This window comes from Lysinibacillus sp. EB106-09-02-XG168, assembly GCF_058791475.1.
On record NZ_JBYTDN010000003.1, the window covers coordinates 3128345 to 3150904 of the forward strand.

General features: G+C 33.3%; 23 protein-coding genes and 5 pseudogenes. 4 read left to right on the forward strand and 24 right to left on the reverse strand.

What is annotated here, in order from left to right; translation table 11 throughout:
* The first annotated feature begins 200 nt into the window (after positions 1–200).
* From AC3WSO_RS16100 to AC3WSO_RS16110, 3 genes are read left to right on the forward strand one after another with little or no spacing between them, the layout of a single operon-like run.
* The gene (locus AC3WSO_RS16100) at positions 201–650 is read left to right on the forward strand and encodes a hypothetical protein (RefSeq protein ID WP_492532213.1); all 450 of its coding nucleotides are present in this window, start codon (positions 201–203) and stop codon (positions 648–650) included.
* Between the two features lie 15 nt (positions 651–665).
* On the forward strand, positions 666–1559 hold the full coding sequence (locus tag AC3WSO_RS16105; RefSeq protein ID WP_492532215.1) for a tetratricopeptide repeat protein: 894 nt from the start codon (positions 666–668) through the stop codon (positions 1557–1559).
* Entirely contained in the window at positions 1552–2841 is a 1290-nt protein-coding gene (locus AC3WSO_RS16110; RefSeq protein WP_492532216.1) for an AAA family ATPase, read from the forward strand. Before AC3WSO_RS16105 ends, AC3WSO_RS16110 begins: the two co-directional genes overlap by 8 nt.
* Before the next feature lie 79 nt (positions 2842–2920).
* Here AC3WSO_RS16110 and AC3WSO_RS16115 read toward each other — a convergent pair.
* The 23 genes and pseudogenes from AC3WSO_RS16115 to AC3WSO_RS16225 all read right to left on the reverse strand — a co-directional run.
* A pseudogene (locus AC3WSO_RS16115) lies at positions 2921–3532 on the reverse strand (SMI1/KNR4 family protein); the annotation flags it as partial.
* Positions 3533–3550: 18 nt separating this feature from the next.
* Positions 3551–4030 carry an SMI1/KNR4 family protein gene (locus AC3WSO_RS16120; RefSeq protein WP_492534386.1) on the reverse strand — a complete coding sequence of 160 codons (480 nt, stop codon included), beginning with the start codon at positions 4028–4030 and terminating at the stop codon, positions 3551–3553.
* A gap of 76 nt (positions 4031–4106) precedes the next feature.
* Positions 4107–4796 carry an endonuclease V gene (locus AC3WSO_RS16125; protein WP_492532218.1) on the reverse strand — a complete coding sequence of 230 codons (690 nt, stop codon included), beginning with the start codon at positions 4794–4796 and terminating at the stop codon, positions 4107–4109.
* Positions 4797–5054: 258 nt separating this feature from the next.
* Positions 5055–5894, reverse strand: a pseudogene (locus AC3WSO_RS16130) (serine hydrolase domain-containing protein); the annotation flags it as partial.
* Between the two features lie 207 nt (positions 5895–6101).
* The gene (locus AC3WSO_RS16135; protein WP_492532220.1) at positions 6102–8438 is read right to left on the reverse strand and encodes a sensor histidine kinase; all 2337 of its coding nucleotides are present in this window, start codon (positions 8436–8438) and stop codon (positions 6102–6104) included.
* Entirely contained in the window at positions 8429–8587 is a 159-nt protein-coding gene (gene comX / locus AC3WSO_RS16140) for a competence pheromone ComX (RefSeq protein WP_492532222.1), read from the reverse strand. The genes AC3WSO_RS16135 and comX overlap by 10 nt, the downstream gene beginning before the upstream one ends.
* A 322-nt stretch (positions 8588–8909) precedes the next feature.
* A pseudogene (locus tag AC3WSO_RS16145) lies at positions 8910–9560 on the reverse strand (SMI1/KNR4 family protein).
* A gap of 35 nt (positions 9561–9595) precedes the next feature.
* On the reverse strand, positions 9596–10102 hold the full coding sequence (locus tag AC3WSO_RS16150) for a hypothetical protein (RefSeq protein ID WP_492532224.1): 507 nt from the start codon (positions 10100–10102) through the stop codon (positions 9596–9598).
* Between the two features lie 52 nt (positions 10103–10154).
* Entirely contained in the window at positions 10155–10577 is a 423-nt protein-coding gene (locus tag AC3WSO_RS16155) for a hypothetical protein (RefSeq protein ID WP_492532226.1), read from the reverse strand.
* Between the two features lie 66 nt (positions 10578–10643).
* A complete protein-coding gene (locus AC3WSO_RS16160; RefSeq protein WP_492532228.1) occupies positions 10644–11213 on the reverse strand; it encodes a suppressor of fused domain protein in 570 nt (189 codons plus the stop codon).
* 37 nt (positions 11214–11250) lie between these two features.
* Positions 11251–11631: a hypothetical protein gene (locus tag AC3WSO_RS16165; RefSeq protein WP_492532229.1), complete on the reverse strand. Its 381-nt coding sequence runs from the start codon at positions 11629–11631 to the stop codon at positions 11251–11253.
* A 125-nt stretch (positions 11632–11756) separates the two neighbouring features.
* Positions 11757–12209: an SUKH-3 domain-containing protein gene (locus AC3WSO_RS16170; protein ID WP_492532231.1), complete on the reverse strand. Its 453-nt coding sequence runs from the start codon at positions 12207–12209 to the stop codon at positions 11757–11759.
* A gap of 35 nt (positions 12210–12244) precedes the next feature.
* Positions 12245–12529, reverse strand: a complete 285-nt coding sequence (locus tag AC3WSO_RS16175; RefSeq protein WP_492532233.1) for a hypothetical protein — start codon at positions 12527–12529, stop codon at positions 12245–12247.
* Between the two features lie 48 nt (positions 12530–12577).
* The gene (locus tag AC3WSO_RS16180; protein ID WP_492532235.1) at positions 12578–13051 is read right to left on the reverse strand and encodes a hypothetical protein; all 474 of its coding nucleotides are present in this window, start codon (positions 13049–13051) and stop codon (positions 12578–12580) included.
* A 35-nt stretch (positions 13052–13086) separates the two neighbouring features.
* Positions 13087–14262 carry an SUKH-3 domain-containing protein gene (locus AC3WSO_RS16185; protein WP_492532236.1) on the reverse strand — a complete coding sequence of 392 codons (1176 nt, stop codon included), beginning with the start codon at positions 14260–14262 and terminating at the stop codon, positions 13087–13089.
* The gene (locus AC3WSO_RS16190) at positions 14174–14416 is read right to left on the reverse strand and encodes a hypothetical protein (RefSeq protein WP_492532238.1); all 243 of its coding nucleotides are present in this window, start codon (positions 14414–14416) and stop codon (positions 14174–14176) included. The genes AC3WSO_RS16185 and AC3WSO_RS16190 overlap by 89 nt, the downstream gene beginning before the upstream one ends.
* Before the next feature lie 534 nt (positions 14417–14950).
* The gene (locus tag AC3WSO_RS16195) at positions 14951–15499 is read right to left on the reverse strand and encodes a hypothetical protein (RefSeq protein ID WP_492532240.1); all 549 of its coding nucleotides are present in this window, start codon (positions 15497–15499) and stop codon (positions 14951–14953) included.
* A gap of 374 nt (positions 15500–15873) precedes the next feature.
* Positions 15874–16254: a hypothetical protein gene (locus tag AC3WSO_RS16200; protein ID WP_492532241.1), complete on the reverse strand. Its 381-nt coding sequence runs from the start codon at positions 16252–16254 to the stop codon at positions 15874–15876.
* Positions 16251–16520 carry an AHH domain-containing protein gene (locus AC3WSO_RS16205; RefSeq protein WP_492532243.1) on the reverse strand — a complete coding sequence of 90 codons (270 nt, stop codon included), beginning with the start codon at positions 16518–16520 and terminating at the stop codon, positions 16251–16253. Before AC3WSO_RS16205 ends, AC3WSO_RS16200 begins: the two co-directional genes overlap by 4 nt.
* Positions 16521–16634: 114 nt before the next feature.
* Positions 16635–18094: pseudogene (locus tag AC3WSO_RS16210) on the reverse strand (IS1182 family transposase).
* Positions 18095–18673: 579 nt separating this feature from the next.
* The gene (locus AC3WSO_RS16215) at positions 18674–19027 is read right to left on the reverse strand and encodes an immunity 51 family protein (protein ID WP_492532244.1); all 354 of its coding nucleotides are present in this window, start codon (positions 19025–19027) and stop codon (positions 18674–18676) included.
* 100 nt (positions 19028–19127) lie between these two features.
* A complete protein-coding gene (locus AC3WSO_RS16220) occupies positions 19128–19487 on the reverse strand; it encodes a hypothetical protein (protein WP_492532246.1) in 360 nt (119 codons plus the stop codon).
* Between the two features lie 12 nt (positions 19488–19499).
* Complete coding sequence (locus tag AC3WSO_RS16225; protein WP_492532247.1) at positions 19500–21581, reverse strand: RHS repeat domain-containing protein; 2082 nt, start codon at positions 21579–21581, stop codon at positions 19500–19502.
* On the opposite strand from AC3WSO_RS16225, the pseudogene AC3WSO_RS16230 reads away from it, so the two are divergent.
* A pseudogene (locus AC3WSO_RS16230) lies at positions 21547–21747 on the forward strand (IS3 family transposase); the annotation flags it as partial. The gene AC3WSO_RS16225 and the pseudogene AC3WSO_RS16230 sit on opposite strands and share 35 nt — an antisense overlap.
* A gap of 185 nt (positions 21748–21932) precedes the next feature.
* Here AC3WSO_RS16230 and AC3WSO_RS16235 read toward each other — a convergent pair.
* Positions 21933–22559: an Imm43 family immunity protein gene (locus tag AC3WSO_RS16235; protein WP_036124943.1), complete on the reverse strand. Its 627-nt coding sequence runs from the start codon at positions 22557–22559 to the stop codon at positions 21933–21935.
* Between the last annotated feature and the right edge of the window lies 1 nt (position 22560).

Genomic DNA, 22560 nt, shown 5'->3' on the forward strand with positions numbered 1-22560 from the left:
ACGACACACAAAAGACGTCATCTAATGAATTTAATTCAAATATTTACCTGAGCAACAGTAAGCATTTTATTAATGAGAACTAAGGATTATAATAACTGCATTATTAGTCTTCAAAAGAAGATGTTTCCAGTTTAATGAAATATATGTATAATACAACTGTTATTAGGATATTAATAGGATACAAGGAGCTTAATCGAATTATGGAAAATATTTATAAACCTAGTTTAACAAGCCATGACGTAGACAGGACAAGAAGCTACGAGATTAGTAGTCTATTTTTTGTTGCTATGCTTGGTGGTATTTTTGCCATTGCCATACTAGGAATACAAAACGCTAAATGGCTAAAAATTGAAAAGAAATACATACAGTTGTTAACGATTATTAGTATTGTACTTATTATTGTGAAGCTTGCGGTCGTTTACGCAATTGGTCAACAACTAATCCCTTTAGATGAAAAGTATATTAAATTTGTCAGCCGACTATTTGGGGTTGCTTGTTTTTTCATTTTCTTCGCATTTTTAGACGAGCCATATAAAGAACATTTAGCAGTAGACGGTGTTGCTGAATCATTATGGAAGCCAGGGTTTATCGCAATTATCTTCTATGGCTTTATCGATGCTTTAGCTACGTTGTTCTTACTAGCACTTTAGGAAAGGAGATATATTATGAGTGAATTCGAAGAATATGAAGAACCATCTTTTGAAGTTATCGAGCATTATTTTGATATAGGGAAATATCCACAAGTTATTGACCTTATTAATGAGGAACTACATGACAATATTGAAAATAGTCGGCTTTGGTATATGTTAGCTTATAGTAACTATACAATAAACGAATTTGATGATGCTGAAGAACAATTTCATGAAGCCATGAGATTAGGATATGCTGAGGAAATCATATTATATTTTCTCGGCCATTTATACATGGAAACCGAGCGATGGCACGAAGCAGAAGAAGCCTTTCTTGAATCACTTCGTTTAAATCCAAATAATGCAGCAACACATGCAGGCTATGCTGTTTTAATGAAACAAACGGGATATCGAAAAAAATCAAAGTTATTAATCAATAAAGCATTAGAATTAGATCCAGAAAATTCATATGTGTTACGTAAAAACTTTATTTTGCAAGGTGTACATGGAAATAAAGAACAACAAATCCTTGCATTAGAACAATATATGAATTCAGCAGATAGCGAAGTGGCAAAATTGTTGCACCTTGGAATAAATGCCTCCTTCCGAAATAATGAAAAAGAGGCGAAAGAATATTACAGACAAGCCTTTCTTTTAAATCCCGAGGATCAAACATTGCTATCTATTTTAGAAGAGATGGAAATAACAACCCACCCTCTGTTAGCGCCTAATCGTTTTATTGAGCGTTTAGGGGGGCCATCTATCATTTGGCTCGTGGGGATTGGGCTAACCTTTTTGTTACTAGCATTAGGGTTTGATACTATAGCCATGCTGTTTTTAAAATTCTATGTAGTACTTGCACTTTATACATGGATATCAGTTCCATTAGCAAAGGGACTAAGAAAAATAAGGGGTTATCGATATGGATAAAATTAAATGGTTACAGCAAATGGTGGAACAAAGCCCAACCGACCCTCAGGCACACTACTGGCTTGGAAAAGAGCTTACTGAAAACGGTCGTTGGCTAGAAGCTGTGCAAGCGTATTCAACAGGAATTTCACTCTGTACAGATGATACTCTACGTATGGAAATCATTCATGAATTAACAAAAGCGAGTGTACAAATTCAGCAAACAAATTCAATGGACTTCCATTCACCAGCTATTGAGCAGGAAAGTCATGACATAGATGGAAGGATCGAGACTGAAGAAGCCATTGCCGCTTCAGCAGAAGAATTGCTAGAAAAAGTAGTCGATAGTGAAGAAGCCGAGTCGGGTCAATTAATAGATTTTACACCTAGGTTAAAAGTTTTAGATGGTGAAGCCCCTAAAAAAACAGGTGAAAAAGGTAAGGAGCAAATCACTTTTGCGGATGTTGCTGGCCTTGATGACTTAAAAAAGACCATTAATTTACGTATTATTAGCCCATTTTATAACAAAGGACTTTTTGCTAAGTTTCGAAAAAAAGTAGGCGGCGGCGTTCTTCTCTATGGTCCCCCTGGTTGCGGTAAGACATTTATTGCCAAGGCAACCGCTGGTGAATGTAAGGCTAATTTCTACCCTGTCCATATTACAGATATTTTGGCCTCCTATACGGGAGAAAGTGAACAAAATTTAAAAAGCTTTTTTGATAAAGCACGTTTTCAAAGACCAAGTATTATGTTCTTTGATGAAGTAGACACCCTTGGATATAGTCGTTCCCATTCTTCAGCAAACTCTAGAAGCTTAATCAATACATTTCTTACTGAGATGGAAGGGATCGATACTAGCACAGATGAAGTTCTTGTAATGGCTGCGACGAATACACCATGGGATGTTGATAATGCCTTAAAGCGTCCTGGTCGATTCGATCGTCTCATTTTTGTCGCTCCACCAGATAAGAAAGCAAGAGAGCAAATTTTTAAATTGAAGCTAGTAGGAAGATATGCTGAAGAAATAGATGTAGCAATGCTAGCTGCTCAAACAGAATTTTTCTCAGGGGCAGACATTGAAAATGTAATTGAATTAGCTACTGAAAATGTCCTTGAAGAAATTTTAACAACTGGTAACGAGCGTCCAATCACAACTAATGACTTATTACACGTTTTAGAAGAGGCTCAACCATCAACATTAGAATGGCTGCGTACCGCAAAAAACTACGTAAAGTACGCAAACCAATCAGGGTTATACAATGATGTTGAAAAATATCTACGTGCCCATGCTAAACGCATTTAAAGAATGACATCAAAGAGGCATCTCCATAGATTGATTTGCCTCTTTGACTATTATGTCAATATCAATTTTGCCTCGGCACAGGGTCTAGAACAGGCAATTCAATGGCTTTAAGTATATCTAAAAAATGGGTGCTATTTTCATAATTCCAGTAGATATAATCTTCTTCTTGTTCAATTTGATAATTACCCTGTAATATCGTTTCAGAAATAAATAGTAGAAATTCTGATAATTGATTTGCTATCACATACTTTATTTCCTCATCACGCCCAAAATTTATAACTTGCCCTATTCGCCCTTTCTTATCTGGATCGACATCTATGCCGATATTATTGCCACCAAAATCTTTACTAATAGGTATCCAATAACGATTGATACCCCTCTCTTTTATGTATCCAGTTGGGACTGAATAAGAAGCACCTTCCAATGCAAATTTCTCTTCTAGCTGTGCCCATACATGCCATTCCTGCAAAACGGAATTTAATGGTAAAAACGGCATGCCAAAAAATAAACCTGGCCCGTCTTCCTTTTCTCCATCATGCAAAAGATAAAGCACCCTTAATTCATCAGGAAATTTAATACCCATCTCAATTTCAGCCTTCTGTATCTCTTCCTCAGACGCTGGTGGATTTAAAAAAGGTGAAAATAATTGGTCTAATTGAACCTTTAATTTGTTCATTATCAACTGAATCATCGTCGTTTATCTCCTTATTTAAATATCAGAATCATTTTTTTCATTTAAACAGATTTCTATAAATTCAAAAAGACCCTTTGCATCAATTGTTCGATTTCCCCAATCATGCCAAAAATACAACACCTGACCCACTACTCCTTCTTCTGTTGGATCTGTATCAAGACAAAGATAATCGCCTCCACCATTTTCAGCAATCGGAATCCATTTTTTATTCCAAAGAGTTGATTTAACCTCAACACCATACTCTAAATCTGGAAGCAAATCATCTGGATCAATCTCCTCCTGTAGAAACTCCCAATTATCAATAATTTCAGAAATAGGAGAAAGGGTTAAATTTCTAACAAAGGGCTGTACTCCTTGCGACCAGTCTTGCCCATTAAATATACGATAAAAACTTTTCATCTCTTCTGGGAGAGCAATACCTAATGTAGTTTCGATTAGTTGAAATTCTTTAGCTGTTGCGCCAGGCTGAAGATTTAATAGTTCTCTACCATTCATTTCTAACTTCGAATTTTTTTCAATGATACGATTCCATAGAATTTCAGCTTCACTTTTCAATTTTATCCCTCTCATTTTAATAATCTCGTTGTAATTTTCTTGCCTGATGAGTTGCTAAATCCGCATATCTTGTGGGGATTGGTAAACGGCTATCTTTTTCAATAAAATGCATCGTTATATTGGTTGCCGTATCTAAATCAATTTCGTTACCACATGAAACAAATATCGGTTTAACATCCTTTCTACTTCTTAGAGCACGGCCATACACTACCCCATCAATCACAATATCAGTAAACGCTCCAGCTATATTTTCCGGCATTTTAAAATCTGTGTTCTCTATTTTATAATAAGTTTTGGCAACTCCAATTGTAGGTTTTTCCAAGAAGAATGAGGCATGGGTAGCAATGCCCATATGACGACTATGCAAATACCCATTTCCATCAAACATATAAAGGTCTGGATTCGTTCTCACCTTTTTAACAGCCTCTAATACAAGAGGCAATTCACGAAAGGCTAAAAACCCAGAAATATATGGAATTGTAATTTCATTTATGTACTCAATTTGTTCAATTATCTTTTTGGAATTAAAATCAATAACTTGAATGCAACAAGCTCCATATTCTTTATTATTTTCACCCCAATAGGCAATATCTACCCCTGCAACGAGTTTAATTTGATCAGTTGAAAAATTATTTTTTAGTGAAATACGCTTCCTTAATTCATTTTGTTGCGATGTATAATTCAAGATCATTTCTTCCATTTTCATGAAGATATCATCTCCTCTCTATATAAATATACTATCACGTTACATAAATAACCATATTTAATAAGGTAGTATAGAGCTTCTTTATCAACCTTTAGAGTGGCTGCATACCGCAAAAAACACATGAAATACGCAAACCAAGCATGACTTTACAATGATGTTGAAAAGATCTTCGTATTCACAGAAAGCGCATTTAATGAATAAAATCAAAGAGGCATCTCAACTACGAGTTGCCTCTTTCTAAGTTTATTGATGCTCCATCTATTGCTTATGAAGCTTATAAGATTTTTCATAACAATCGATGTATTGCACTCGCTCTATTTCTCCTGATAATGAATAATAAAATATCAATCGTTCATAAATCATCTCTGTTAAAAAAACGCTTTTCACGGCGTCATTACTAATTGGTATAAGTTTAAATTTATATACTGCTCCATACATCTTAGGGACCGTTAGATAAAGCTCTTCATTTTTAATAGAAATTGTAAGTACTTTATTTTCCATTAAATATTTTCCCAAGATGGATTCTTTCTTTGTGAACGTTTTCGGAACTGCAGCTGCCGGTGAAGATACATTTTTAGCAAAAACAATCTTTGCAATCTCTCTACTTAAGTACATGACAGGTGTAACATTCATATTACTTAAAAAGATAATCGTAACTTGGTCATCAACAAATCTAAGGAGATCACTTGAATAACCGCTAATATCTCCAAAATGATGCACACATTTTTTCCCCATTACTTCAGAGACCATCCAGCCACACGCGTAGGAGCCAAGATTTGGAGTCAACATTTTCTCCGTTAATTCCTTGCGAAGGATTTTGGATAATGTTAATGCCTGATCCCAAATAAATAAGTCCTCCGTTGTTGAATATAAACCGTAGGAACCTAATGGGAATGACATATCTGCATAAGCTGAATGAATGGGTTCTTCCCAAAATGAATAACCAGAAGCTAAACCTGAAACAAGCTTCACCCCATCATCACAGCCTGTATGATACATACCTAATGGATGACATATATGCTGCTGTATATAATCCGCATAAGACATGTCTGAAACTTTTTCAATAATAGCCGTTAACAACGCATACGCCGAATTTGAGTAGCCAAAGCCTTTTCAATCAATTTGATTTGTTGTGATATATACCATAGGATCATTTCTTCTAAATCCGTGAAGATATTATATCCTCTCTATATAAATGTACTTCAAAGCAAAACCTCCCAATCCATACTCATACTGTGAATTTTACACAATACGAAAAGATTAGGAGGTACGAAAATAGCTCATGTCTTTCTTTCTATTCATATATTATCCTCTACTATGAGTTGGCCTTTTATAATACATGTCGTAGTCATAGGAATGGGTATGATTTCCTTCAATTACTTTAATTCGAACAGACATTCCTTCTCCCACATTGGTATTGATAGAAAACTGTCCGTTAAAGGCCTGTACTCTATCTTGCATCCCCCTGATACCCATTGAATCAGCAAGAATGATTTCATCTATTTTACATCCTACACCATCATCAGAATAATTGATTTCAAAACCGTCTTCTGTTTCTAATAGGTGAATTTCGACAGTATTGGCATGTGAATGCTTCAAGGCATTGTTCATTAACTCTTGGAAAAGCCGATAAATCATCAAGTTTAAACGCTCATCCTCTAAATATAGTCGATCAATTGTGTAAATTAAACCAAAATCAGCACGCTTATGAACTTTTTGTATAAGCTTCTCTAGCGCAGCATTTAAGCCTAATGTATCTAATAATGGTGGCTTCAAATTTTCACAGTAGCCTCTTAAATCATTTAAAGATGTAATCATGTGTTCATGAATCTTAGCAAGACCCGATTGAATATCCGACTTTTTCTTCGCGTGGATAAATACATCCATCTCCCTAGCAATATGGAGTTGCTCTTGTAAAACCGTATCATGAAGCTCTTGTGCTAATTGATATTTTTCTTGTTCAAACCGTAGCCAAAGTAGCTTATTAAGCCACGGTAACTGACTTTTATCAGCCTCTTTCATATGCTTTAACTGCTCTAATAAATCTTCCACCATTTTCGTATTTTCTATAAAATTATTTACATATAAAAGCAATAATTCAAGCCATAATAATTCCTCATCCTTTAGATGAATAGATTTATTGTGGTCTATGACTAGTATTCTTTTATATTTCATATCTTGGTGAATAAAAGCAATATAAAAATGCTCTGTCTTCTTTATATCTCCCAAACGGAGTTGCTCAAGCTCTATTTCGTTCATTTGATTTTGAGTATATTCTTTGGATGTCCTTGTGGAAGTAATTTGATGTGTTTGAAAATCGTAGGTTAATATGTAAACATGTTTAATCTCAAGGTGTAACGCAATTTCTCGAACAAATTTCTCAAGCAAGTCTTCAATCTTTACGACCCTTCCGATACTATCAACTGTCGTATACAATCGATGGATATAATCCCCTTTTGTTGAAAAAAGAATCTTTCGCTTATGATAATCTATTTTCTCTTTAATGTAGAAAAGTGCTATTAAAGAAAAGAACGTAAAAAAGAAAATTTCCGTCATTCTTGAAATAGACAAATCAGTAAGCCAATAAAGCCCCATTAACAGCCAACTAGTAAAAACAAATGAAAAATTAAAATAATGGCGTAAACGGGTAATAAAGTACTCCATATCAAATATACGTTCAGTGAGCTGTGTGCAAATAAAACTGTATGGTATTAGCATTAAAAAAGAGGAACATACATCCGCTGAGAGTATATATTGCTTAAACAAAATTACTGGCAATGCGTAAAGAAAAAGAAATGGTAGGAATGGGATTAAAATACTTATTAATAATATCTTTAACTGTGATGAGTGATATTTATAATAGCCTGTTATCAAAATCCCTAAATTTAAAATTAATAGTAAAAAAAACATCCACAAAACCACATTTGAAATTAGTGGATTAATCAATGGATAAAAAGTGCTGAAAACACTTAATAAAATTGCGATAACGGGTAAAAAATATAAAAAATTCGTATTTTTAATAAAGAGCCATTTTAAATGTAAAAAGGAGAAATAACTCTTCAAAAAATGTAATAATAACACTAGACATAATAACATACTACTACGGTTTATAATTAGCCCCATACTATTCAATCGTCCAGATGCTCCACTACTTACATAAGCTAATGATATAGCTAATATAAATAAGATTAGCAAATTAAAAAGAGGCGTTTTATTTTGATTATAATATAGATATAAAGTGATAACTAAGGTAAGTAAAAAATAACATGCAGGGACTATCAATAAATAATAAAATTGTTGAGGAATATCTAAGTGATTTATTTGAACATCAATTTTCTCACCATTTTGCTTTAATATTGTCAATTTATTTGCTGCTCGGATAAATGAGTCATAAGTAATACTAGGGACTTGATCAATTTGAATATCATCGACATATAGAATAATGTCTCCGTTTGAGATTCCTTGCTTTGTTGCCCAATCTTTATAATAAGGTTGTTTTATTACCCATTGTTCATTTTCTTCATGTACTTGAATACTAATAAATGGCTTGCTGTAAGTAATGAAAAGCACAATAATACCGAGAGTTAAATAAATACTTATAGCAAGCCAAAACCATTTGTCTCTAATAAATTTTAGTACCAAATTCCGTTTTCCAAGCAAATATCTTCGTCAAAAGAATCCAGAATTGCCTTTTGTTCAGTTTCTGTAACACCAAGCAGAGAAGCTTTTTTTTCTTTTAACAAAGTTACCATCGACGGATTTTGCTCCAAATATTGAATCATGTTAATCATAAAATCTCCTCATTTCATTAGTTTTTATAGTTACATTTTATGGAATATCCATCATCCTGAGTCTAATGATTTTTACCAATAAATTACCAAGGAATTAATAACCATAAATGTAACTACTCCTCCATTATACTATTGTTTTACTTTTAATCAACAATATTTTCTACAATTCGATAAATAAAAGATAGATTATGTATTATTTTCACGAAATGTACTAATTTTCTAAATATTTTGTTTTAACACTATTTTAACCTTCCATAACTTGATATCATTTCAAAAATAAAAAAGCTTATTCCTCTACTCTTTTAAAGATGGAATAAGCCATTTATAATTTATCTTTTTTAAAAGGAACTACTTTTAGTACTTGTCCAATTTTCCCCAATAATTCAATTTGCCCTATAGCTTGATAGTAAGGGTATTCATTAACAAGTTCACATGGAATTGTTTTAGAACATTTTAGTATATCTAAAGCAGATATTTTTAAGTGCAAAACATTTTTTATTTTGACCAAATCTTTTAATCCCCCAATGGGTGAAGCTGTTAACACGATGCTACAAGTTTCAATAGAGTCATCTAACTCCTCTATCTCACTAGCACAACCGCTACCAATCTAACTGTGAAAGTCTAAGGCAATAATAGTTGCATTTTGTGGATTCATATCTCCGCAATCCAAGACAAATATCTTACTCTCTTCAGCATTTAGTTCCATCAAAAAGACATTGCCGCCACCATCATCGCCAATAGCAACATAACCATTTGCATACTCATTTACTTCCCAAGTTTCGTTTCGCTCTAAAAGATCCTCAGTACCATAAATCAATACACCACCTGCATTGGAACAGCCATTAGTGTTTTTTAGTAAGCTTCTATATGGAGCAGGTAGTCTAATGTTCATTTTTTCTTCTAGACGACCGATTTCCTTCTCACTTGCCGGGGCATTTTTAATTAAATCGGAAATATTATTTAAATGAAACATTATTCACCACCTTATAATCTAAATTATCTGCTGGATTATAGAATTTTTGATAGTTCTGTACCAATAAATTTATTCCTCCATCCTCTATTTTCTACTATAGAGAATTTTAGATACGGTTCAATGTTTGGCAACGGGAATTTATTTTCAATCATAAAATTTATGAGTACTTCCAAGGATAAAAGACTGTCTTCACCGTATTCCTCAATGATTGTATACACATGACTGATTCCTAGATTATAGATATGTCGAAATAACACATTGATAGAGTCCTCAACAACTTGATATTCATCTTTACTTAAACGCTCAAACTCTTCTTCTTCGTATGTTTTAAATTCCAATAAATTTTTTGGAATTAATTCGACTACTACATCATTCCAATCATCTAAATACTTTATGCTTGTAAATTCCCATAAATAGTTTAAAACTATTTTCCAATCGTTACTATCATATTTTAATGCTATTAGTGCGTTCTCAAAACAACTAACACCAAAAGCTACTCTCCCTCTGAAGGAGATCTGTCTAAATTGTTCGATATTAATCATAACAATTCCCCTTTAGAATCCCGATTGAATCTTTCTTGTTAAAGTTACACAGCTATTTAAACTTTTCTAAACTATAATATGGATTCGAAATAGTATCCCCTACTTCTTCAACTGTCTCTATTATTTCAGTGAGTATTATTTGATTTATCTGTTTATTCATATTTATAGTGTCTCTTATTTTTCGGTAACTTTTTACCAGTCCAAGATTTACAACTATAGAAAGTATGATATCAACCTCTTCATAAGAATTAGTATTCCATATTTTCAAAATCGTTAAATCCAATTTATTTCTTATAGTATTTTCTAATAATTCGTATGTCATAACTTGTCGATCAGTTAATTGACTAATGATAAGCAAAAACTCACCCTTTGCAATTTTTCCTTCTCCAAATTCAATTAAAGTTTTTTGAAAAATCAATGCTATCGTTTCTGTTGCTAATCTGTCTGGTAAATTTCCAACTTCTTTTAGATTCATCTATTCATTTACCTTTTTATGTATATACTTTTGTTATTAATCTATGTAATAGGCAGACACTCCCTATTACACCTCTGAAGCTCTTTTAACGTTAAATGGATCCACGTTCCCTTCTTCTAACTGATCCTCAAATTTCTCTGCCCCATGTTTTGCAAAATAATCATATTCAGACTGCGAAATGAAAAATGCTAACAGCAGTTTCCCATCCCTTTCGTAAGAGTCTGTATGGGCTGTACTATATTCTTCTGGAAAAGCATACAGCTCAGTAAAATAGACAGCACTTTTATTATATTTATGAACAAAAGCAGCATCAATGTTCTCTATTACACTGATCGCTAAGCCTCTCCCTATCTGCATTTGATTTTGGACACAGTAAAATAACGTATTTGCAAGAATATAGCCCGAACTACTAAACGCTCCATCAACTACCATAGAAATCTCAAAATAATCGCCCACTACTTCTGAATATTTACTCAAACCAAGTGTAGTATAAACCAAACATTCTTCAAAGACATTTTCATACTTCAAAATTTGGATACTTGGCATTTCTTCACTATATTTATACACCTCCCGATCGATTGGACTTCCTAAAAATTTTGTGTAATGATCGAAGTAAAGAGTTCCATAGTTAATCATCTAATTTCTCCTATAGTACCTTCTATATTGTTTCCACCTAAATTTCAACTAAAGACAGCACTTCAAAACTAGCACAGTAAAATTTAATGATGTTATCTTCATAATCTTCTACTAAATATTTATTATCTAATTCAAAACCATTTTTACTTAAATTATGAATTGTAAAGCCCATTAATTGGTTGTAACTATTTCCAAATCCTATTAAATCAAGGACAGAAACTTCATTAAATTTCATCCTCAACATATACTTTCTTTTATCCACTACTACTAAAAAATCTACTTCTAAATAGGAAACTTCATCATAATATGGATTGTATCCTATATAATAATTGAAACCTTTAATATAGTTAACATTCGTTGAAGTGAAATTGGGAATCTTTTTTAGAATTACTGTTTCTTCATACCACTCTTTGGCCATTTGTATTAATACTCCTTTGACTATTGTTTATGATTATAAAGATTCCATATATCTTCAATACACTACTTTCATCCTGAAATAAAGACCGCAAACACGATTAGACCAAGTTGAAAATATCACCTATTTTAATTGATTTCTTCCGGTATTTTAAATAAACAAAGAGTATCTAATGCTTCAAAAATATTGTCGCCGAATTTATATAATGAGCTTGCATTTTTTCCAAACACCTTACCCGATTGAGAGATAAGCATAATTAAATAACCCCGATGTGCTTCACCCACTACAACAAGAGGCTCATTTATCCGTGCTTCAAATTCCTCAAAGTCTTCTTTTTCATAATAATCCCCTACAGTTTCTTCAGGACTAAAATGAAATGTTTCTATACTTCCGTCAGCGTGTTTAAATTTATATGTCATCCCACCAAAAACGGTTAATACATCAATCACAGAATCATACACTTGATATCCCATCGCTTCCAAAAACATTACGGTTTTAGTTACGTCAATATTATTATTTGGATTCCAGCCTGCCTGTAATAGTATGTCTCTCGTTTTTACCGACAAATTCTCCAAAAGCACTTTTTACCAATTCCCTCTCTCAAAATCATCATTATCTATTTCTTTAACAAATACCGATATCCACAATACGGTATTTGTATCTTGTTAAATAATAACCCTCTATAATCTTTCAATGCCGTTATCTTAAAGAGCTTCCCATTCATCAAATTAAACCACAGCTCTACAGAATCTTTAATTTCATATCTAATAAAAAATTTCGTAACCAACCTTGACTTCTCATCCATATTAGCGATTAAATCGTAGAACTGGCTTATATGACTATAAAGCTTAACCCCTCCAAGTCCTACCCAAGGAACAATAGGTAAATTGTTATCAATCACTCTACTCACTCCTTTACAGAAAACAGGATACATTCTCACAGTTTTGCTTTACTCTGGATAGCTTTGCATATATAAATTCTCCTCGAATTTCTTATTAATATAATTACAAGCCGACTTGAGATCTTTATATATCCATCCAATCTTATCTATAGGTTCTTTACTATCAATTCCTAATAATAATGTTCTTACTGCCTCTTCACAGCCCATTCCAACGATAACAGCTACTGGTAATGCGTCATTTGGGTATTTATCTGCACTAATATTAAACACAAATTCTAGCATATCTCCCCATTCATAATTTAAATCTTGTAGATCAATAATAATGGCATCAGGATCCCATGCCTCCATTGCAGCCTTTCCCATAGCATTCATATAAATAGCATCAGTATTTCCAGCAGATCCGAACCCGTATTTACCAGAATACTTTATTACTAATATTTCTATTTCTTCTGAAACCCCAAAATAATAATCAACTTGAATATCACTTAATTGAGAGAGTTCGACTTTCTTAAGATTTTTCATATTAACTCCTTTCTATTAAAATTATTTTCATAGAACTATTCTATCTCTTCTCCAGGTAGGGCTTGGCACAATAATTCTAATGCTTCGAAAATATTATCACCATATTTCACTAAGCAATAATTCATTTCTCCAAATACTTTCCCCGATTTAGACATAAACATCAACATATAAGTATTTCTTGCTTCCCCAATTGCTATTATCGGTTCATTTAATCGCATTTCAATTTCTTCAAAATCCTCTTTTTCATAATAATCACCATAAGCCTCTTCTGGAATTATATGAAATGAATCCTTATTTCCATTTTGACGTTGGAAATTACATTTTAGTCCACCAAACTCACTTAACATTTTAAGAACACAGGGAAATGGTTTAACAGGCGTTCCAAGATAATCACTAATAATGCTATAGTTACCTTCATTCGTGATTTTAGCAGAAGGAATGAATCCATCATTAAACACCCATGTGACTAGATTATCTGTTATTTCGGAGTTAGACTGTGAAGAACTCTCAACTTTTTCAAATTCATCTGAATCATTCTGCGTGAAATATTCATGTAGGATAGTATCCCCATCCCATATGAATCTCATAGTTTTCTCGTTAGAACACTTCTCTATCCGTCTACCTAGCGAGTCATACTTGAAAGTAACTTCTGTGTTGTCTGGTTTAATGACCTTCGACATCATGCCATTGCCGTTATATTCATACTTCCACGTATCACCGTTCTTTTCGACTTTCTGAACGAGATTCCCTTCATCATCATAAGAAAATGTTGCATCTCTCGTTTCAAGCAATCTGCTTCCGGCGCCATATACACGATCTGTCTTTTCTTTCGTTTCATACAAATTCCCGACATCATCGACACTACGGTGTAAGAAATCAAATTGATCGCCTTGATTGGACCAGACGAGGTTACTGAATTCATCGTATCCATAGGTAACTTTTACACCTGTTAACTCGTTTACCATGCTTCGTAATCGATGGTTGACATCCCAATTATACACACGTCTTCGTGTATCGCGGTTTTGACTACTTATTCGATGGTGTGTTGGTCTACCTGCTACATCATACTGCCATTTACTAATGACATCCCCTGGTAAGATTCTTTCAATTTCTTGGCCAAGTTCATTGTACTGCATGGATGCTGCCCAATATTCTTGCTCTAGACGAGACCATGATTCGTGACACATTGCCCATTTCATTACGAGCGACATCGACTTTTGCCCCTAAGCTACTCGTAATTTGTGAGCGGTTGCCTAATTCATCATAACTGCTTGAAATCCAATGGTCATTTTGCCACTCCTTGATTACTTGTCCAGATGGGTCTCGCTCGAACTTTACTGTTACATGCTCATTTTCAGTCTCCATTAATGAACCATTTTTGACATAGCTAAACGTTTCCCAGGTTTCTGTGGCCTGTATTCTTTAACTTTTTTTTGCTCTTACTTATTCGTTCAAATGCTAAATATTTCATCAATCATTTCCTAATATTCATTTTAAAAAAAGAGTAGCAATAAACCCGTCAGGATTTATGCTACTCTTTAGATGTAAATATAAATTTTTTTACTATAGTCACTAAGGTTTTAATTTGTACGAACCATATTGTGGTGTTTAAAACATGTAACATTTCATTGCTGATTTACCACAACAGTGTAAGAATTTAAATTACGATCCAGAATGAAAAACTATTAGCGTATAAGTATCTTCCGAAAATTCAACTAGTTTCTATTATACTTTTATACTTTCTCTCTATATAAGTTAACAATTGTCAATTGTCCCAAAAGTATCAAATTCGCTAAGGGCTTCAAGGCTAATATCATAGTGATCTTCTATTGGAGTATATATTTCATACTTTCCTTATCAAAACAACCGTGACACTTTTCCATCTTCTATAAACGTATTTTAATCCCATCTTCTGTTTGAAAATTGCTCGTAATAATTATCAATATCTTCCTGACTTAGTATTTTCATATCGTAAAAAAGACTATCAAGAATATCTTCAGCAATCTCTCCATCTTCTGCACTACCTGTATTTTTTGCCAGAAGTTCTAACCCTACTTTTATTATATACCCTTGGTCTGCTTTAGACAGAGTACTATCATTATAAACTTGAATCATTAATTTTTTTATTTGTTCTTTGCTCTTTTTGTTTTCAACGTAATCTTCCTCTTCACTTTTGAATTGCATATTGTAGTAGTCCTTTAAAGAATTTCTAATTTTGTCGATTTCACTTGGATAATCTATTTTCATAACAAATAATTTAACGACACCCTCCTTTTTTATAAATAGTATAAGCACTTTTAGGTTTTTCACCTGTATGAGAACTTCAGCATCTTGCGTTGCAAACTTATATGTTGGATTTCCAAGAGGCTTACCTGGATAGACATTAATTATACGGGACGGGGTAAAGAAGAGCTTTTGAGTCTTCTTTACATATTTTGCAATCATCACAATTATTAGTGTTTATCTTTCCTAGTTAAACATTTTTAAACTATACGTATGCTGATTAAGTAACTAATCTTCTAGTTATTGTTAAAACTATCTAAGTCAGCTAGTTTGATATCGTAATCTCTCTTAATAGGTAAAAATAAATATTTCAGAGTCTTATGATTCATTAGATCGTTTATTCTCCCATCACTAATACTTGTTGTTCCAATAGACCTCAGCCGTTATACTTCGAATGATAATTTTAGAGCTCATACATGTATTGTTAATTTGATTAATTGTTTCGTGTAAAACAATTAGATGTAGTATATCTTTTGCTTTTTCTTTTGAAATCTAATCCCCTTTTACTTACTTTCTTCTATTCATTTAGTAGAATATAGTTACTTTTCGCTACAATGTACTTGGCTTAAAACCATTTCACCAGTCCTATTACTACGAAATCTAAGACAGATTTTCTTTTCAGTTTCATTTATTATGAAAGAACTTCCCCACCCTTTATTTTCAGCGTCATAAGAAAAATACAGTTCATTGTTTTTCAACTTATTCACTATAATTCCTTCCTTAGATTTCGGTTCCTTTTTATAAATTTTTGGTTTTGGTAATTGATCTAATTCATATTGATATGGGTATATTTCTAGAAAAGAATTGCTCCAAATAATCGTTTCATTTTCAACGTCTTCAACTTGATGATACAACACATTGTATGAGGAACTATACTCCTCGAATATTTTTACAATCATCTCGTAATCTTTTTCTATCATCTTGTACACTTCCCTAATTTTTTAGTTATTCTTGTTTCCCAAGTTCGCCCTTTATTTAGTTCTTCCTTTATTTTCTGCAGTTCATTTTCAAACGTTTCTTTATCCTTTCCATCTAATCTACTGAATAGTTCGTTTTTGTAATCTTTTCCATGTAGCCCATCTTGTTGATGAGAGGTATCTGGTCCATTGATTACTTTATCACTATCTCGTACTGGCAACCAAATACCATTATATTTTCCATCCGGATCAATTCCATGTGCTTTCATCTGTGCAACAGGAGGTCACTGAAAAACTTACTTTTTTATGACGGCTTAACTTTTTTAGATAAAAATAAGGTGCATTTTGTTCGAATCGAACAGAATGCACCTTGTTTTTTTTGTCTATTTCTTCTTTTTTTCACTTAGAAGTTTCAATATTCGTTTCAGATTGACGGCGAATATTGTTGTGGCTCCTTGTATTTCCATGCCAAATAAGCCCGCTGTTTTAGCCGTATTATAGCTATGCGGATTTTTTAATTCACTATTTTTCGCTTCAATTTTATATCGTTTTTTCGCAAGTATTTTAAATTCATCTGTTTCTTGAAAAATAATTTGGTCTTTATGTTCCATAGATTTTATTCTGATAGAGTATGTTTCACTTTTGGAGCCTTCTTTATAGCACCCTTCACGTAATGAACAAACCTTACATTTTTCTATGTCAAAGGAGTATGTTTCTGCTTGATTAGCGCCCTGATTTTTCTTTCCTGTTCGGACTTTTCGAATAGCCATGTGCCCTGCTGGACATACATACATGCCTGTGTCTTTATTAAAATCAAAGATTACTTTTCGATGCGAAGTTTCTCCGCTAATGTTTGGGTTTAACTTCGAAATTAATTGAAATGCTTCTGCTTTGGCATATTGTAAATTATTTTTCCCAGAGATATCCCAATGACCGTATCAATTTCCATCCCTGTCTCTTTACTTTTTTCGATTAATTCTTGAAGATAGTGTCCGTCACTTTTTTCACCTATTGTGACAATGGCAGCTGTAATGATTCGTTCATCACTCATCGCAATATGGGTTTTGAAACCAAAAAAGGCCGAGTCCACAGATTTATGTCCTACACGAGCGTCCGGATCAGGTGAATAGCTTAGTTGTAAATCGTAGTCCTCCATTACTTCTTTTAAAACATTTAACTTTTCTTTTACAGCGGGAATTTGTGCAACTTTAGATTGTGTTTCCACAATTTCTACAACTTGACGACAGTAATTTAATTCTTCCATCATTTCATTCGATGTTGGTTTTGGTGGGAATTTCTCTTTCATTTTTTCATCCAGTTGATAGACGGCTTTTCGCACATTTTCGGATTTTTCCTGTAAAAATTCCTTCGGTGATTTTTGATTGTAACGTGCTTTTATATGTGTGGAATCGACGATAATTATTTTACTTGTGATAATTCCTTTTTTTAATGCAATTTCAACTGTTTTTCCAATCAATAAATCAAGTAAATTTATATCTTGTAAACGAAGACGACGGAATTTTGTGAGCGAACTAGAATCAATCACATCATCTTCTGGTGCCATCTCTAAGAAATATTTAAAAGACATATCATATTTTGAACGTTCAACTAAATCGACATCTGATAAATCATAAATGGCTTTCAGGAGTAAATATTTGAACATACGAATGGGTGGAATCGCATTTCGACCATTATCCAAACAGTACTTTGATTTTAGTTCGTCTAATATAAATGAAAAATCAACCAGTTCATTGATTCGGCGAAGCATATTATCTTTTGGAATGATTAAATTATATAATGCCATATACGGACTTAAGTTCAATGTTTCTTGTTTAGAAATAATAGTCGCACCACCACGAGTTGGTTTTTCTTTATTATACTATTGAGAGGAAATTGAACGAAAAGAAAAAACGATTGGAGAAAAAATTCTGTTTCTCCAATCGTTTTAATATTATGTTGGACTTTTTCAGTGACCTCGTGCAATACCGAACTCATTTTACCTAAACTGCCTAATGAAATAACCGTGTCTAACTTTTAGGGGTCACTTCAATAGGTCCACTTTTTTTAAGTGTCCACTATTCCGGGTTCAGTTCATTAAATGGATTTATTGCCCTTTTTAAATTTAACTTTCAACCATTTAGAGAATTAAAAATTTGTTATATATAAAACACTCTACATAAATTTTAGTTTTAAGAATTTAATCACTTAACTTTGATTTTAATTAATTGTTTAATATGATTATCTTTTAGAACTTTAAGACAATGTTTACCTTTGTTTTCTCTTCTGAAACAGAATAAACATTTATTTACTTTTTTCTTCATCATGCAGGACCAAAGTAATGTATACTAATTTGCAATTGGTGTATGTCCTCTTGAAGCCAATAATTGCCTGAGAAAATTTTAAACAGTCTGAACAAAAAGCTTCAATCCAATTCTGCACGAGAAAATAAATCCCTAATAATAGATTCATCTTCACATGTATTTTTAAATGAAATAGCAAACTCCTCTAACGCTTTTTTATCTGAGGAATAAGCACAAAACATACCGGCTTCGGAATCAAAGTTGACAATCTCTTCTAAATAGGGCATTTTTTCTTCAAGAAAAACAACTGCTAGAGAATTCCAATCATAGCCATTCCCCTCAAATCCCTCTTCAGATCGTATATCAAAAAGCTCTTGCTTATATTCACTAACATCTAAACATAAGGACGCAGAGCCTCCATCATGTTCCACCCAAATAAACGGGGCTAATACCTGCTTATCATTATCAAAATTCATCTTAACGCACCACCCCCAAAAAATTTTTTCATCTCTTTATGCTCACGATGTACCTCGCCCATCAATATATTTTAGTAATACTATTTTATTAGTAATAGCATTAATAACGCAGATTATTACCATATCCCTCCAATTCGATAAAGAGTTCATCAGCATTTTCTTTGATGCCTTCTCTATATTTAGATGGTATTTTTTTTTCACACCTATTAAACCATTCGTTAAATGTTTCTCTCCATTCCTTTGTCTGATATTGTTTAATCAATAAATTTGCATTAACAGGAAATTTTCTTGCGAGCATTAATAAAATATCAATATGTGTTAACATTACTTGATATGGTTTATCCGTATTCTTTAACCATTCATTACTTTTATTTATTTCTTCAATTGCCAGAATAATATAACGTGCATTTTCTTTTTCCGCCGCATCATTATCTTCAGGTTTTATTCCAAAAATTCTCAATTTCATCATCTCCTAAGTAGTACATTTAATTTTTTTAGGTTTATCAAACATTTTATCTGCAAGATCTTTTAATGGATCATCTGAAATCCATCTTTCTTTAACCCTTCCTCTGTTCTTATTTGATAAACCAGATTTATTAAGCTGCTCTTCAATAGTGTCATCGAAGTTATATTTTCCTATATTCTCTACCCATCTCTTTCTAATTAGGGCACCTTCTATTGACCTTGCTTGATCATGCGTAAGGTTTTCTGCCAATATTTCCATATTTGCAAAAATATTACCATTCCCCTTGTGTTCTGCCATCCTGATCAAGGCATCTCTTTTAGTTATTCCGTAATAGACGACTTCTTTTTGCTTATTAAGTAACTGGTATACTATTTCACCACTTAATCCGAATAAATCAACCCAACTATTTGTGTCATTTACGTATCCATACAAGTTTGGATTATTTCCCGCCAGCCCAATCGGATCTCGTTGAGTATAAATCGCCTCACTTGGGGAGTAGTATCGGAATCGGTTATAGTACAAACCTATTTCTACATCTTCATACTGCCCTTGATAACGGAATGGAATAAAGTCTTTCTCACCTGTAAATTCATTCACTCTACCGAAGATATCAAGTTCTGCTGACCAAACTCTATTACCTTCTTCATCATAGGCTTCAACAGGCGTTCCTAGATAGTCACTAATAATACTAAAATTACCTTCATTCGTAATTTTAGCTGACGGGACAAAACCATCATTAAACACCCATGTGACTAGATTATCTGCTGTTTCAGACTTATTCGACGAGGAATATTCAACTTGATTTTCAAACACATATGAATTGTACTGTGAGAAATACTCATGAAGGATAGTATTTCCATCCCATATGAATTTCATTGTTTTCTCGACAGAACACTTCTCGATTCTTCTACCGAGCGAATCATACTTGAAAGTAACTTCTTCATTATCTGGTTTGATGACCTTCGACATCATGCCATTGCCATAGTATTCGTACTTCCAAGTATCACCGTTCTTCTCAACCTTTTGAACAAGATTACCTTCTTTATCATAAGAGAATGTTGCCTCTCTCGTTTTAAGCAATCTACTTCCGGCACCATAAACACGATCTGTCTTTTCTTTTGTTTCATACAAATTCCCGACATCATCGGCACTACGGTGTAAAAACTCAAATTGACCGCTTTGATTGGACCACACGAGGTTACTGAATTCATCGTAACCATAGGTAACCTTTACACCTGTTAACTCATTTACCATGCTTCGTAAGCGATGATTGGCGTCCCAATTATAAGCGCGTCTTCTTGTATCGCGGTTTTGACTACTTACTCGATGGTGTGTTAGTCTACCCGCTACGTCATACTGCCATTTGCTGATGACATCCCCTGGTAAGATTCTCTCAATTTCTTGACCGAGTTCATTGTACTGCATGGATGCTGTCCATTGTTCTTGCTCTGAGCGAGAGGCTGTGATTTGTGACACATTGCCCATTTCATTACGAGCGACATCGATTTTTGCACCTAGGCTACTCGTAATCTGTGAACGGCTGCCTAATTCATCGTAGCTACTTGCAATCCAATGGTCATTTTGCCACTCCTTGATCACTTGTCCAGATGGGTCTCGCTCTAGCTTTACGGTCACATGCTCATTTTCAGTCTGAATTAACGAACCATTTTTGTCATAACCAAACGTTTCCCAAGTGTCATCATAGTAATCAGCCCGAATCACATTTCCTAGATTATCATGTTGATATGCTGTCCAACGATCACCAGGTCGTTGAATTCTCTGAACCAACCCTGCCAGACTTCGTTCATACGTTCTTTCCATCTCATCAAAGCCGATTTCCTTGATGATATTCCCTTTCGTATCGCGTTCAAACTGATACGCTTCGCCTTTTTCATTGATGACAGCGTTTAACTGCTCTTCTGTATCATAGGTGAAATTGACTTTCTTCCCACCTTGTTCTCGAGCCTTCAAACTGCCGAGAATGGTGTAATCAAAGGCTACTTGCGTATGGTTATCTTTCGCAAAAACAATATCTTCATAGGCATTGTACTTCAATTGTACGTCGTTACCATCTAATTTCTTTGGCATTTTGAAGTTAGAATTTCTATACCTTACAAAGCTTGAAAGTGTAGCACATTTTAAAATTGAATTAGAAAAATACATAACATATTAGAATACAAAACGAATTAAGGGCCACGTTAAAAGACATGAGTCCGATACAAAATATCGAACTCATGCCCAAACCTCTACATAATGAAATAACTCTGTCTAACATTTGAAGGTCACTTCATTACCATGGGGAATTTTACTATTTTTTTGCTATGCTTACTGAACTAAAAGTCGCTATCGAATAATTCAATATAATGCAGACCGTTTTATAGTTTGTTTATATCAATAATTTCTATTTTCCGAATCGAAATAATAAAAAATAGTGTTTATTTACAATATAGATTGTAGATAGTTAGGCACTGAATCTAAGTCCATAAATTGAATCCCTTTAAGATTATCTTTTTCACACAATGATTTAAATCTCTCTGAACAAAACAGGTACCTTCCCAGTTTTAAATCGCTTAATTGAAATAAATCAAGATCAGTGTCTTTTATCACCAACTTTATATACTTATCAACGAAACTTCCACCAACTTTTAATTTTGCATTACTTGGAACTTCTCTTGTAAGGTACTCAGATTTATCATAATCAACTAATGAATGTCTTTTAATACATTTAATAAAGAAAAATAAATCTTTTACTTTTGGTTTACCTTTTGTACTAACAACATGTAAATTAGCTATACCATAATCCTGTAATATATTTACTTGATCCATTGAAGATAAAAATTTTTCAGAGATTACATGACCAAAGAAATTTTCGTAGTAGTCAAATTGAACTTTGCTTCTCGTTATTAACCAAAGTTCTTTTGGGAAATCCATTTGTTCAATAAAAGGTCGATTCCAATTATAGCTCATTCCTTCGTCATATTTCTCATCAGTATAGCTTTCGTGCAAAACACCATCTAAATAGATGGGGGAATTTGCACTATCATTGACTAACATAAAATATTTCATA